The organism is Holdemanella porci, assembly GCF_009696075.1.
In the GTDB taxonomy this organism is placed as follows: Bacteria; Bacillota_I; Bacilli_A; order Erysipelotrichales; family Erysipelotrichaceae; genus Holdemanella; species Holdemanella porci.
Window position 1 is genome coordinate 1 of the sequence record NZ_VUMR01000052.1, and the last position, 15,095, is coordinate 15,095.

At 33.0% G+C, this 15,095-nt stretch carries 13 protein-coding genes, 1 pseudogene and 1 CRISPR repeat array; all 14 genes and pseudogenes read right to left on the reverse strand.

The genetic code is table 11. The annotated features are described in order from the left end of the window. Positions 1-154: 154 nt before the first annotated feature. On the reverse strand, positions 155-1,195 hold the full coding sequence (locus tag FYJ55_RS08480; protein ID WP_154556465.1) for an NlpC/P60 family protein: 1,041 nt from the start codon (positions 1,193-1,195) through the stop codon (positions 155-157). Positions 1,196-1,328: 133 nt separating this feature from the next. Continuing rightward, positions 1,329-2,075 carry a triose-phosphate isomerase gene (gene tpiA, locus FYJ55_RS11155; RefSeq protein ID WP_003864374.1) on the reverse strand — a complete coding sequence of 249 codons (747 nt, stop codon included), beginning with the start codon at positions 2,073-2,075 and terminating at the stop codon, positions 1,329-1,331. 18 nt (positions 2,076-2,093) lie between these two features. Continuing rightward, entirely contained in the window at positions 2,094-3,278 is a 1,185-nt protein-coding gene (locus FYJ55_RS11160) for a phosphoglycerate kinase (protein ID WP_040466096.1), read from the reverse strand. A 107-nt stretch (positions 3,279-3,385) separates the two neighbouring features. Beyond that, the gene (locus tag FYJ55_RS08495) at positions 3,386-3,859 is read right to left on the reverse strand and encodes a 23S rRNA (pseudouridine(1915)-N(3))-methyltransferase RlmH (protein WP_326831862.1); all 474 of its coding nucleotides are present in this window, start codon (positions 3,857-3,859) and stop codon (positions 3,386-3,388) included. Next, complete coding sequence (locus FYJ55_RS08500) at positions 3,856-4,566, reverse strand: AAA family ATPase (protein WP_154556466.1); 711 nt, start codon at positions 4,564-4,566, stop codon at positions 3,856-3,858. Before FYJ55_RS08500 ends, FYJ55_RS08495 begins: the two co-directional genes overlap by 4 nt. 107 nt (positions 4,567-4,673) lie before the next feature. Then, positions 4,674-6,641, reverse strand: a complete 1,968-nt coding sequence (locus FYJ55_RS08505) for an ABC transporter permease (protein ID WP_154556467.1) — start codon at positions 6,639-6,641, stop codon at positions 4,674-4,676. Next, positions 6,634-7,401 (reverse strand): ABC transporter ATP-binding protein, encoded by a 768-nt coding sequence (locus tag FYJ55_RS08510; RefSeq protein ID WP_154556468.1) that lies wholly within the window; start codon positions 7,399-7,401, stop codon positions 6,634-6,636. The genes FYJ55_RS08505 and FYJ55_RS08510 overlap by 8 nt, the downstream gene beginning before the upstream one ends. Before the next feature lie 91 nt (positions 7,402-7,492). Beyond that, a complete protein-coding gene (locus FYJ55_RS08515) occupies positions 7,493-8,482 on the reverse strand; it encodes a sensor histidine kinase (RefSeq protein ID WP_154556469.1) in 990 nt (329 codons plus the stop codon). Then, positions 8,479-9,147, reverse strand: coding sequence for a response regulator transcription factor (locus FYJ55_RS08520; protein WP_154556470.1), 669 nt, complete (start codon positions 9,145-9,147; stop codon positions 8,479-8,481). The genes FYJ55_RS08515 and FYJ55_RS08520 overlap by 4 nt, the downstream gene beginning before the upstream one ends. A gap of 864 nt (positions 9,148-10,011) precedes the next feature. Further along, positions 10,012-12,359: a CRISPR direct-repeat array (repeat unit 36 nt; unit sequence GTTCTGTTCTAGCAAAAATCCTTATGGTAACAAAAC). Between the two features lie 44 nt (positions 12,360-12,403). After that, positions 12,404-13,276, reverse strand: coding sequence for a hypothetical protein (locus FYJ55_RS08525; RefSeq protein ID WP_154556471.1), 873 nt, complete (start codon positions 13,274-13,276; stop codon positions 12,404-12,406). After that, a complete protein-coding gene (cas2, locus tag FYJ55_RS08530) occupies positions 13,273-13,581 on the reverse strand; it encodes a CRISPR-associated endonuclease Cas2 (protein ID WP_229771143.1) in 309 nt (102 codons plus the stop codon). The genes FYJ55_RS08525 and cas2 overlap by 4 nt, the downstream gene beginning before the upstream one ends. Positions 13,582-13,585: 4 nt before the next feature. After that, on the reverse strand, positions 13,586-14,479 hold the full coding sequence (gene cas1 / locus FYJ55_RS08535) for a type II CRISPR-associated endonuclease Cas1 (RefSeq protein ID WP_154556473.1): 894 nt from the start codon (positions 14,477-14,479) through the stop codon (positions 13,586-13,588). Between the two features lie 104 nt (positions 14,480-14,583). Beyond that, positions 14,584-14,889, reverse strand: coding sequence for a hypothetical protein (locus tag FYJ55_RS08540; protein WP_154556474.1), 306 nt, complete (start codon positions 14,887-14,889; stop codon positions 14,584-14,586). A 6-nt stretch (positions 14,890-14,895) separates the two neighbouring features. Further along, positions 14,896-14,961, reverse strand: a pseudogene (locus FYJ55_RS11495) (hypothetical protein); the annotation flags it as partial. Positions 14,962-15,095: the final 134 nt, after the last annotated feature.

A 15,095-nucleotide genomic window follows, 5' to 3' on the forward strand; every position in this document is an offset into this window, starting at 1 on the left:
AAAAATGGACCCAGACAACTAAATGTTGTCTGAGCCCAATATCAGCTATAAACCATTTTGGGGTATATGCCGCCCCTTAAATTCTTGGAGAGCAAATTCACCTAACCCCATCCAAATTTATTGCGCCTAAAAAAGCCAAGCTTAAAGTTTAAAATTATCTAACAACACGAATGAATTGTGGAGATGCTGCTGTGCTTAAATATGCACTAGCAATTACAGTCTTACCTTCGTAGTTTCCATGAACAGCTTGTCCATTTCCAATATAGATAGCAATGTGGTCAACACCACGTCCACCATTGTTATAGTACAATAAGTCACCTTCTTGAGGATCGTTAGTGTAGTATCCATATTGACCTGCGTATTGATCTGGCCATAATTGATAAGCATCACTTACACCGGCATTTGCCAAAGCTTGTTGTACAACTTGTGTACACCATAATCCATCAGTTACACCTACTAATTTCTGTGCTTCAGCAGAAATTCTTTGTCCTAAAGAACTAGTTGCTGGTGTTTCTGCAGGAGCTTGTACTTCTGGTGCTGGAGTTGTTTGCTCTGGAGCAGGTGTTACAGTCTGTTCTGGAGTTGGAGTCTCAGTTTGTTCTGGAGCAGGTGTTACAGTCTGTTCAGGAGCTGGAGTTGTTTGCTCTGGAGCAGGTGTTACATTTTGCTCAGGAGCTGGAGTCTCAGTTTGTTCTGGAGCAGGTGTTACATTTTGCTCAGGAGCTGGAGTCTCAGTTTGTTCTGGAGCAGGTGTTACATTTTGCTCAGGAGCTGGAGTCTCAGTCTGTTCTGGAGCAGTTGTTTCTGCTGGAGTTTCAGTTGTATCTGTTGCTTCAGTTGTAGTTACTGGAGTTTCGACTACTTCTTCGGCTTTCTGTTCTGTTTCTTCTTTTACAGCTTCTTGACTAGCTGTTGCTACTGTTTCTTTCACTTCCCCTGTAATGTTACTTGAAACGCTAGCTGTTGTTGCTTCTTCAGTCTTTGAAGAATTTACTGTTCCATCTTCTGAGAAATAGTAAGATTTTCCTTCGATTTCTTGCCATCCTTTTGCTACAGTTTTATCTTCATTGACATAGCGATCACCATGCCATCCTGGTTCTTCCTTAGCTGCAACTACTGTTGCCACAACAGGGAAAGCAGATGCTACACATAGAATCGCTGCAACTTTTTTACCATTATTTTCTACAAAGTTCATTTTATTCTACCCCCATTTAAAATAGTTCATGATTAGTTTACCACGAAACCACTTCACAAACAACCCTAAATTTTATTTTCGGTTAGAAATAGCTAAAAATAAAAGGCCTCAAAGAGGCCTAGATAATCATCAATTATTTTGTTTTTTCAATAATTTCTGTGAAGCTATCTTCTTTCAAACTAGCACCACCAATTAATGCACCATCGATATCTGGTTGAGCCATATATTCAACGATGTTGTTAGGTTTAACACTTCCACCATATTGGATACGTACTTTTTCAGCAGCTTCTTCTCCATACATAACCTTAACTTGGTCACGTACGATCTTACAGCAGTTTTCAGCAATTTCAACTGAAGCAGATTTTCCTGTTCCGATAGCCCAGATTGGTTCGTAAGCAATTACCATTTCACCAACACATTTTGGACATAAGTCAGCTAAAGAACCAGCTAATTCTTCACGAATTACTTTTTCTGAGTTTCCAGCATCGTAATCAGCTTCTGTTTCACCAACACATAAGATTGGAGTAATTCCAGCTTTGATTAAACGTTTTGCTTTTTTGTTTACTGTTTCATCAGTATCACCGAACATTTCACGACGTTCTGAGTGACCGATAATGCAATATTTAACTCCCATTTCTTCTAACATAGGAACACTAACTTCACCAGTGAAAGCTCCACTATCTTCAAAGTGGCAGTTTTCAGCAGCTACAACTAAGTTTTTAGCGTGATCCAATGCAGTTCTTAAATCAGTAAATGGACATCCAATTCCATAAGTAGCATTTTCACTAGCAGCAACACCATCAACAGCTTCGAAGAAAGCTTTTGTTTCAGCGTTGTTTTTGTTCATTTTCCAGTTTCCAACGATAATAGGTTTTCTCATCTTAAGTACATCTCCTTATTACTTTTCGCTGATAATAGCGATACCAGGTAATGTTTTACCTTCCATATATTCCAAACTAGCTCCACCACCAGTTGAAACGTGAGAGAATTTGTCTGCATATCCTAATTGTTTTGCAGCAGCAGCAGAGTCTCCACCACCGATTACAGTAATAGCTTCTGGTAATTCAGAGATAGCTTTACATACTTCTTCAGTACCTTTAGCGAATTTAGGCATTTCGAATACACCCATAGGTCCATTCCATACTACAGTTTTAGCACCTGCTAAAGTTTCTTTGAACAATTCAACAGATTTAGGACCAATATCCAATCCCATCCATCCATCAGGAATTTGTCCAGCATCAGCAACACTAGTGTTAGCTTCTTCACTGAATGCATCAGCGATTACGTTATCTACAGGAAGAACTAATTTGTCTCCAGCTTTTTCTAAATATTCTTTTGCTAAATCCAATTTGTCATCTTCAACTAATGAAGTACCGATTGAACCACCAACAGCTTTAGAGAATGTATAAGCCATTCCACCACCGATGATAACTTTGTCAGCTTTTTTCAATAAGTTGTCAACAACATCGATCTTACTAGATACTTTAGATCCACCAATGATAGCTACAAATGGGTGAGCTGGTTCATCAACAGCTTTTCCTAACATTGTAACTTCTTTTTCAACTAAGAATCCTAATCCGTTTTCTTTAATGTTTGTAGGGATACCTACAGTAGAAGCGTGAGCACGGTGAACAGATCCGAATGCATCTTCAACGAATACTTCACCTAAGCTAGCCCAATATGCACCTAATTCAGGATCGTTTTTGCTTTCGCCTTTTTCGTAACGAGTATTTTGCATTAATACGATTTCACCATCAGCTAATGCATTTACAGCGTTTTCTAATTCTTCACCACGAGTTACTGGGCAGAAAGTTACTTTTACATCTGGTAACAATTCTTGTAAACGTACGGCTACGCATTCCAAGTTGTTTTTAGCTTTGTCTTCTTCAGTCTTAACTTTTCCTAAGTGAGACATCAAAATAACTTTAGCTTTGTTTTCTACTAAATATTTAATTGTAGGTAAAGCCATTACGATACGGTTATCATCTGTGATAACACCATCTTTTCTTGGCACGTTAAAATCACAACGTACGATGACCTTTTTTCCAGCTACATCAAGGTCTTTAACAGTTCTCTTTGTCATGTATATTCCTCCTACTGTCATTTTTTTGCACATCCATTATATCACTACATAAATTGATTGACTAGTTTTTCACAAGTAAAATATTTCACAAAAAGCGCTTACATCACTTACTTGTGGTAATTACGACCATTATTGATCATAAAACCACGATAAATCTGTTCCAACATCAAGACACGGGTCATTAAATGAGTAAAAGTTAGATCCGATAATTTCCAACGATAATTCGCTCTAGAAACTAATTTTTCACTTGGTCCTAGACTTCCCGCAATCACAAAAACAATATTTGAATACTTTATTTGCCACATATCCAAATTCTTCGCAAACATCTCAGAATCAACCATCTTGCCATGAAGATCAAGCAATACCACAAAATCTTGATCCGACAATTTTTCTAGAACACGATTTCCCTCTTTTTCTTTCACCAATAAAACTTCAGCTTCTCTAGAAATATGCTCATTTGCTTCATCCTTGACTTCGATTTCGCTAAACTTACAAAAAGCCGACAATCGCTTCATATATTCTTTCTCTAAAGACTGTAACGCCTTATCTTTATTCTTACCAATCGCAATTAATTTAATCACAATATCCCTCCATCATTATTCTCTTGAATATCTTTCACAAAATAATCATACCGATCCAAAAATAATTTCATTGTTTGATAGCTAGACGTTGATTTATAATCCACTTCTTCTACCTTACCTTCATCAAACGATAAGATTTGTGCATCTGGAAACCCTAATAATATAGGTGAGTGTGTCGCAATGATAAATTGGCAATTTTGTTTCACACATTCCTCAATCAAGTATAATAATGCCAATTGATTCTGACAAGATAAGGCTGCTTCGGGTTCATCCAAAAAGTAAAGGCATTTTCGTTTGATTTGATGTATCAAAAGTGAACAGAAACTCTGACCATGCGATTGATCATGGTATCTTTCAGAAAAAACACCACTATATTCCATTTCTTTTGTCGCAACATTATAAAAGCTTTCTGCACGCAAGAAATACATCCAATCCGGTTTTCTAGAACGCCACAAACGCATATGTTCATACAAACTAGAATACGAATCATACGTAGAAAAATTATAGTTTTTTGTTCCACCTTCTGGATTCAATCCATTTTTAATCGCAAGAGCCTCTAATAAGGTGAATTTACCACTTCCGTTTTCGCCGCAAAAGAAAGTTACGGGCTTAGTAAAGGTGAATTGATCGATACTTCGAATACTTTTAATATCGGCCACATAATCATCAATTTCATCCCACAAGATGTCAAATCCATTTATAAACATATATATCACCTAAGAAAAATAGTACTCTATCTGAGTACTAAATTCCATGATGATTCACATAATATATATAGATAAATAATCCAATCAAGATAAATCCTAATATCCAATTAAACATTTCTTTTCACGATTCCATAATACACTTTTGAAGTTAATACATAAATCACAATGTAGACTAGGGCAAAAGCCACAAAACACATAGCTGTTGTTCGAACATAAAGCCATGCATCACTCACAAACAACAAATGAAGTAGCTTTTCAATCATTGGATACGCAAAACAAACATGAAGTCCTGCAACAAGTAGTGGCATAAAGAATACCGTCAACACCTGCGAATGAATAGCCTTCTTTACATCACTTTGTTCTAGACCCACTTTTTGCATAATTTCAAAACGATCCTTGTCTTCATAGCCTTCTGTAATTTGTTTGTAGTACATAATCAGAATGGTTGCCATGATAAATAAGAAGCTTAAGAAGATTCCAATAAATAAGATTCCTGCATATAATTCAATCAAGCCTTGTTTCTGATCTGATTTATTTGTCCATATAAAATTATTTATATTTCCATTCTGAGTTAATTTTTCAATAACCCTACGATCATTCGCATCACAATCAAATAAATAACTTGCATATATTGTACTCGCATTATCATCATATACATTCAATTGATCTTGTTGCATCCTCTCTAAAGTCTTTTCTGAATCCACAATAATATAATAATGCTCTGTCACATTTGGATTATTTTCATCCATCTTTAAATGATCCAATTGTTTCTTTACAACATATTCTTTTCCAAATAAAGATAAAGTCTTCTCCTTAACCTTCTCTACATTAGAATACACATAGATTTCATTTGGCTTTAAAGACCCCTTCATATTTTCATAGTCCTGAATATCCTTTAATGGAAGACAATAAAATTCTTGAATTTCATTTACGGCATTCATCCCCTCATTCTGGTAATCTGTAATCAAAGTTCCATTCTTTAAATATCCAGCATAATGCAATCTCTTATACGCAAGAAAATTTTTTGGAACAATGCCCATACGAATCAATTCTTCACTCATTTCATCAAAATCAATATTAGAAGCTTCCCCATATCCTGTTCCAATAAAATCTCTTGGATATTGTGAATCTACAACACGATCAATACTTGTCCACATGCTAAGGGTTGTAGACAACATCACTAAAACCATTGTTGAAAGAATACAAATATTCGCAAGTCCTACGGCATTTTGTTTCATACGATACATCATGCCAGAAATACTAATAAAGTGATTCGTCTTATAATAGTAATTCTTGTTTTTCTTCATTAGTTTTAAGAAAGTGACCGAAATCGAAGTAAATAATAAATAGGTTCCAATAATGACAAGCACAACAGCCACAAAAAAGACGTAAAGTGCGCTTAAAGGATTTTTAGTACTAATTGACAAATAGTATCCAATACCTAGACAAAGAATACCAATAATAGAAAGAAACCATTTGGCCTTAGGCTCTTTTTCGCCCATATGATCGGAATGAAGTAATTCAATCGGACTTGAAATATGAATACGAATCATAGAATAGAAATAGATCAATACATAAATCAATCCAATCACAAGAACGCATTGTCTCATGCCAAAAAAAGAAAAGTAGAAGCCAAGTACAATATCTGCACCAATCATTTTTGCGATTATTAAGAACATCGCTTTATCTAATAAGATACCTAATCCAATTCCTAAAATTAATGAAACAAGTAGAGTTATTAATGTCTCATAAAACAAGACGCGAGCTAAGTGTTTCTTTTCCATTCCTAATATAGAGAATAATGCGAATTCTTTTTGTCTTCTTTTAATCAAGAAACTATGGGTATAGAACAAGAAAATAAACGCAAATATTTCAATAATCACAATGCCAAAACCTAATAACTGCTTTATAGATGCTCCTCCTACGATTTCATCTAAATGCGGATTAGTTGCCAAAGAAACAACCATATACAACATCATTGTCGTTAAGACACTCGTTAATATATAAGGAATGATGGTACGCGCATTCTTCTTCAAATTATCTACAGCTAAATTTAAATAGAAAGCTCTACTCATGATGCACACCACCTGTAGCTAATAATGTCAACGTATCACTAATACATTGGTACATCTGATCTAAATTTTTATTTCCCTTATAAATTTCATGGAAGATCTTTCCATCTTTAATAAATAATACGCGAGAAGCATGGCTTGCCGCCTTTGTCGAATGAGTAACCATTACAATTGTTTGTTGATTCGCATTGATGGTTCCAAACAAATGTAAAAGTTCCTCTGTACTCTTTGAATCCAATGCCCCCGTTGGCTCATCAGCCAAAATTAGATCTGGATTTGTGATGATGGCACGAGCTACAGCTACACGCTGCTTTTGTCCACCACTGATTTCATAAGGAAACTTATCTAAAATATTCTCAATCCCTAGTTGTTTGACAATTGGATCCAATCTTTTTTTCATTTCTGGATATTTTTTCTTGCTTAAAACCAAAGGCAAGAAAATATTGTCGCGATTATTAAAATTATCTAATAAGTTAAAATCTTGGAATACAAAGCCTAAATGTTCTCTGCGAAAGTTCGCAATTTCCTTTTCTGAAATATGCGTAATATCTTTACCATGTAATAAGACTTGTCCACTTGTTGGTTTATCCAAAGCTGCCAAGATATTTAATAGTGTTGTCTTACCAGATCCAGACTCTCCCATAATAGCGACATATTCACCTTTATTCACACTAAAATTCACATTACTCAATGCCTGTACTTGATTCTGAGTAAATCTTGTTGTATATACTTTTTTCAAATTTTTTACTTCCAATAATGCCATATTCATTACCTCCATGTACACCAAAATTCTACAAAGAATCCAAAAATGCAGCCATCGATTCAGCTAACACTATTCTTACAAGATTGTAAGATTACTCAATTCTTCCTTCAAAATGCGTAAGATCCAATATCACTCGAGTGCCTTTACCAACATTTGATTCAATCGTTATTTTATGATTCAACATATCCAAAATATTTTTACATAAATATAGACCTAGACCACTTGCCGTTTTATCGCTACGCCCATTCATGCCTGTATATCCCTTTTCAAACACACGATTTAAATCACTTGCACTAATACCAATACCCGTATCTTCAATAACTAAGACATGTTTAGTCTTCATATATATAGATATCAAACCATTTTCATTGGTATATTTAAGACTATTCGAAAGAATTTGTTCCAACACAAACACAAGCCACTTTTCATCACTCAAAATCACATCTCCAGTTTCTTTAAAGCTCAACTGAATGTGTTTACGAATAAATTCTGTAGAAAAGCGACGAATCGATTGTCGAATTAAATCATCCAATTCTAATTCTTTAAATAAGAAATCAGTATGCGTACTATGTAATCGTAAATAGGCTAAAACCATATCTGTATATTGATCCATTCGTAAGAGTTGTAACTTGATTTCACTACGCCTCAATTTCTCATCTTCAAGCAACAATTTCATAGCGGCAATGGGAAGTTTAGCCTGATGCACCCACATCGTAAAATAATCTTCTAGATCATGCATTTTATTTTCTGAAGAAATAACATATTCATCATGATACTCTTTCATAGCCACTAAGATTTTATGATAATCCTCTCCCATCAATGAAGAATCTTGAAGATCGCAAGACAAAGAAATATTACTATTGGATTGAAGTGTTACTAAGGTTTGGTGTTTCTTATAATATTTGTGGTAATCCCAAAAGAAACAAACCACCAACAATACACATAAAAGCATAAAGGCATATGTAAAAGCTTCAAGTTCTAAATTATAGAGTTTAAATACACATAAACAGACGAATACACTCACAACATAAATTGTGATAAAGAACGCTCGATCTTTTAAATAATGACTAAACAACTTCATATCTTATATCCCAATCCTTTTTTTGTTTGAATAAAATCTAAAATCCCAATACTCTCTAACTTTTTACGCAAACGATTCACATTCACACTTAATGCATTTTCATCCACATAAAAATCGGTCTTCCACAAATATTCCATTAAACGATCTCGAGATACAATGGTCCCCTTCTTTTCCATAAGTAAACGTAGGATCTTAGCCTCATTCTTACTCAGTTCCATTTGAGAAGATTGAAAACTTACTGTATTATCATCTAAATTAAAGCGTACACCTTGATATTCAAGGATATTATGATTAGATACAAAGTCATAGCTACGTCTTAATATTGCCGTAATTTTAGCAGCTAGAACATTTAAATCAAATGGTTTACATACAAAATCATCCGCACCTTTAGAGATAGCCATCACAATACTCATATTGTCTGTAGCACTTGAAATAAAGATAATTGGAACTTTGGATTCTTCACGAATCTTTTCTGTCCATAAATATCCATTTAAATAAGGCAGTGTTATATCCATTAATACTAAGTCTGGATTAAAGGAATGAAATGCATCCATCACATTATAAAAATCTGTAACTCTTTCAACACTATAGTTCCAAGATTTAAGAAACGATTCTAACTTTTTTGAAATGAGTTCATCATCTTCTACAATCATTATTTTATACATAATCTCACCCACTTTATTATACTGCATAAGCCAGGAAATCTTTCTAACAATGCTGTAAGATAAAGCAAAAAGGAAGTGATAGTATAATCTATCTTCAAGCGATGAATTCTCATTTTAGAAATCGGATTATGTATATTACTAAACAATCTTTTAAAGAATAAATCCAATAAAAAAATACGATACGCCATCTGTATCGCATTACTATTAATTTGTTCAAATATGCATACATATCAAGCCATGTAGGCCATACATTCATTATTCTGTTTACTTGTATTATTAATTCTATTCAAGAAAAGAAAACCAATCATCTGTATGATCCTTTCCGCTATAGTATCCACATCCATCGTTACTTTTGGTTATGTGAATATGTATACCATCCATAAAACCACCTACAATATTGTCCTAGACCATCAACCCCAAGGAACAGAAGAAAACACTAAAAACAATGTCAACCTTCAACTCAGCGGTCATACCCATAACGGACAAATGTTTCCACTATCTTTCTCTTACCACCTACAACCCAACTTTGCGGGTAATTACGGAAAAAAAACATTTAAACACTACGCAAAAAACATTAGCTCAGAACTTGTTGGTTGGGGTTTTCCTATAAGAACAGAGGGTATTTGTGAGTATGTTGTAGTCAATATTAAACAAGATAAATAAACGATATTCTAGCAAAAATATACAGTAACAAAATGGACTAAGTTTATTTGTATTGTATTTCCAAAAAACACATTACATACCTTTTAATTAATCAAATATTTATATTCTTCCTTATTTAATTAACATTTACACAATAAAATGTAGATGGGAATGCCCCTCTGCCCTTTCTGGCGGGGGTGTCACTCCCTTTTTCATTTTTCAAATCCGTCCCAGCAATAATCCTTATGGTAACAAAACTACAATTTAAGTGTAAGAACACGAAAATGCGTTCTGTTCTAGCAAAAATCCTTATGGTAACAAAACGATGTATTAAACAATGTAATCTCTCAAGATGTTCTGTTCTAGCAAAAATCCTTATGGTAACAAAACTATATACAAGGTTTTGCAAGCCGTATCTAGGTTCTGTTCTAGCAAAAATCCTTATGGTAACAAAACTTTCCATTTGCTCGTCAATAAATTGTCTGGGTTCTGTTCTAGCAAAAATCCTTATGGTAACAAAACTTGAGTCAATCATAACATCCGGTTCTTCAAGTTCTGTTCTAGCAAAAATCCTTATGGTAACAAAACATTTATAAAGCTAGACTCTTTGTTGATACTAGTTCTGTTCTAGCAAAAATCCTTATGGTAACAAAACTGACATGTATGACTATTTCTACGCAAATAGGTTCTGTTCTAGCAAAAATCCTTATGGTAACAAAACATTCTCCTGCACCTAGTACGAATGCTGGAAGTTCTGTTCTAGCAAAAATCCTTATGGTAACAAAACTTCAATGGATACACTTAGAGAGTTAGTTGAGTTCTGTTCTAGCAAAAATCCTTATGGTAACAAAACACGAGGTAGGGTTGATGGTGCTACATCAGAGTTCTGTTCTAGCAAAAATCCTTATGGTAACAAAACATTTTGAGTTTCTAAAGTTGTATTAATTCTGTTCTGTTCTAGCAAAAATCCTTATGGTAACAAAACACCAACGAAAGCAACTTCCACAATTTCATCGTTCTGTTCTAGCAAAAATCCTTATGGTAACAAAACGCGGTGTAGACAATAACCCTTCGCCTAAAGGTTCTGTTCTAGCAAAAATCCTTATGGTAACAAAACGTGGCGCTATTTGGATTACTTGATGAGTTTGTTCTGTTCTAGCAAAAATCCTTATGGTAACAAAACGATAGTAAAGTTCTTTGCATAGCTTGTGATGTTCTGTTCTAGCAAAAATCCTTATGGTAACAAAACTTAATGCCGTAAATAATGCTGAGGGTCTATGTTCTGTTCTAGCAAAAATCCTTATGGTAACAAAACATCTGTTATATTGACGATTGGATGTTTAATGTTCTGTTCTAGCAAAAATCCTTATGGTAACAAAACAGGGGAACTTATTGTTGATGGTTCATCTCAGTTCTGTTCTAGCAAAAATCCTTATGGTAACAAAACGGGATTAGCAACTTTTAACATTTGCCCTAAGTTCTGTTCTAGCAAAAATCCTTATGGTAACAAAACAAAGAGTGGGTAGTTGACCCATTTAAAAAAGTTCTGTTCTAGCAAAAATCCTTATGGTAACAAAACGGTATAATAATGGTATAGAAAGTGAGGTAAGTTCTGTTCTAGCAAAAATCCTTATGGTAACAAAACTCCTACACTTACAATTAGCCACAAAAAAAAGTTCTGTTCTAGCAAAAATCCTTATGGTAACAAAACACGTTCATCTGTAATAGCACAACATAAATAGTTCTGTTCTAGCAAAAATCCTTATGGTAACAAAACTGACTATACACGTAAATACATCAACGTATAGTTCTGTTCTAGCAAAAATCCTTATGGTAACAAAACCGATATGTATGACTATTTTTACGCAAACAGGTTCTGTTCTAGCAAAAATCCTTATGGTAACAAAACCTAGTGGTACATTTGGAGTTAGGATTACTGGTTCTGTTCTAGCAAAAATCCTTATGGTAACAAAACGAATGTAGTTGATTATATAACAGGATGTATGTTCTGTTCTAGCAAAAATCCTTATGGTAACAAAACACTGATGTCACATAGCTTCCTGCGTGCAAGGTTCTGTTCTAGCAAAAATCCTTATGGTAACAAAACCAGTATTCCTTAACTTTGGATTGTAAATAAGTTCTGTTCTAGCAAAAATCCTTATGGTAACAAAACAATTAGATCCTGCGATAAATAAATCATCCAGTTCTGTTCTAGCAAAAATCCTTATGGTAACAAAACTATCTTCGGATAACATTTCTTTCATGTCCCGTTCTGTTCTAGCAAAAATCCTTATGGTAACAAAACTTTCTTAATTGTACCATCTGTGCTATTTGCGTTCTGTTCTAGCAAAAATCCTTATGGTAACAAAACGATAAATTCATTCATTTCATCAATCGTGAAGTTCTGTTCTAGCAAAAATCCTTATGGTAACAAAACTCTGCAAGCATTAATATATTCATTCAATCCAGTTCTGTTCTAGCAAAAATCCTTATGGTAACAAAACTACCTTCAATTACGCAATTCTTTCGCACAGGTTCTGTTCTAGCAAAAATCCTTATGGTAACAAAACCTCAAAAATATGGTAGCACATTTTTGAATGTAATAGAATACTAATTATTTAATTGAAAAATGGTCTAGTTCTTGATAAATATCATGTGTTTTGTGAGTGTATATTTGTTGTAAATAATTAATTGTCATTTGTTCTACCTCCTGTAACGTATATGTTTGAAGTGATTTTTGCGATAGGTCGTAATAAATTTGTTCCATGTCTGCAAAATCTATTATTTTATCTTGCAATAAAGCTGTATTTTGTACATTCATTAAATCGTTGTAATAATTTGTAAAAATCATCAATATAACATTCTCAATTTTATTGATTTTCTGAAGAATTTTATCACTTAAATTATCTAGTTTGCCGAAAACAAAGATATTATCATATTTTGAATTATGATTGGATATATATTCAACTAAATCCAATTGAAACAAAATCAATTCATCTTTCGTTAGATCAAATTCATCTTTTTGTAATTCGTCTTCATAATATGGTGACAACATTTTTATCAATTGCTTATAATTAGCTCCATTAAACATAATTTTAAGCATTGATTCATCATTGACTTCTTCTGATAATGAATTCAACAATATGTCAATTGTACTGATAGTATCAAAATATTCTTGGTTCTGAAGTTTAATTTCCAAATACTTTAACATCAATGACTTTGCAGTGAGCTTTTTATCCTCATTAAGAGAATACATTTCTGAAATTTCTATAAACATATTATTTTTAAGTTCTATCTCTTTTTCGTTTATAAACATTTTCGTACTAATATTATTTTCTGTTCTATTTTCACTTTTATCTTTTGAAGTAAACAATCGAATTGCTTGTAGCAATGTATAATTCTTACTTGAATCTGAAATTATATATTTCACATGATTCATTTGAAGATTCCATTTATTTGTTCCATTCTTTATAGTTAATAAATTCATAATTTTATAAATGCATCGCTGTTGACGACTTGTTCTTGATTTGATTTACCACCAACTATTATTTCAATCTTTGCATATTGTTTTTCTGTAACCAATAAAATTCGTATTTGCCCTTTTTGTGGAACATTTCTTTGTAAAACATTCACATGTTTTACTGCTGCTTCACGATTTGCAAATATTTTACAATACACCGAATACTGCATCATGATATATCCATTTTTTATTAGATATTTTCTAAATGTTGCATAAATTCTTCTATCTTCTTTGGATACTACGGGTAAATCAAAAAATAATATTAATCGCATAAAATCATAAATCATATATTACTGGTAATGGATACAAAATAGAATCTGCTTCACAATCTAAATAGTTAAATATAGAATCTAAATAAAAGCTAATCGCATTTGCTACTGTTTGTTTTCTTCCATCAATCATAATTTTCTTGTTTGTCAATTGTATTAAAGCTTCCCTATGAGATTGTTTAAAAATAATATCATCCATCATATTGTTGAAAACATAATGGTCCACTATTGGTCTGAACACTTCTATAATATCATCACTCAAGTTAAACATATTTTGTTTTCCCTTATGAAAAATGCCTATGTTAGCAATATAGCCCTTTGCTACAATAATTGATGTAATCAGTGATCTAAATATAGCATAGCCATAATTTAATCCAGCATTTATCACATCTTCTTCAAACCGAATAAAATCATGACCAAAAAGTTCTCTAAAATACATCTTCGCAGCCAAGCCTTCTCTGTTTGTTTTATCACCAGAAACAACACTATCTACAAATTCATACAGCTTCTTTTCCACTTCAAAATCTTTATTATTAACCTTCAATATTTCTATTTGATTTAAAATCTTCATTTTTACAATCATTGCATGTAAATCATCTTTACGTTTTGAATCCCAGCAAATTTGTTTTGAAATATTCCCACTACTTGAAAAATGTCCATTCATCGGTAATATATAGCTTTTCGGCAAATGATCCACTCCACAAATGATGGTACACACATTATTATCTGTTAATTTATTAATTAAAGGTACACTCAAATTAGACTGATAATTATCAATCACTAGAATTTGAATATCTGAAACCGGAATCAATAAAGTGTCATTTTTAATTTCCACTTTCAAATTATCTAAATACAGTCTCAAATACTCACATTTTTCAATATATATAACTCTATAGCCCATAAAAAGGGTAAAAGAAAAGGCTCCGAAGAGCCGAATCCGGGATAAACCCTTGTTTTGTTAGGTCATAAAAATTTTTGCTAGAATATAACCACTTTTAGTATACTCTATTTAAATTCCAATTTCAACTTATTATCCTTCACTTCGTATAGATTCCCTAATACATCCGTGGCATATTTTTTTATCATTAAAGATGATGCCACAGTAGGCATTAATTGTTTTTTACAATATGTATAAATTGGTTTTACTTCTATTGTACCTGTTGTGTCGTTATTTGTTGCTGTAAATTTTAACAATTCTAGACTTACTCCATCATGATAACATGCCATTCCATCTTTATTTTCAGTAGATGAATCATAGTAATATGGTTGTCCTTCTTTTCTTTTTATACCAATTAGTTCATCTCTATGCATTGAGAATAAGAATTTATCTGTGTCTTTTATCTTTTTATTGGCCTTTTCCTGCTTATACCATTGTTCATCAATTACATACTGATGTTAGCATATAAATAGGACTAGTCAAAAAGAGAAAATTTACGCCAGTGGTACAATAGAAAGAGGATGATTCAAAGACAAAGGAAGGCAAAAGAAAATGGCAAATAAAAAGAAACAGTTTGATC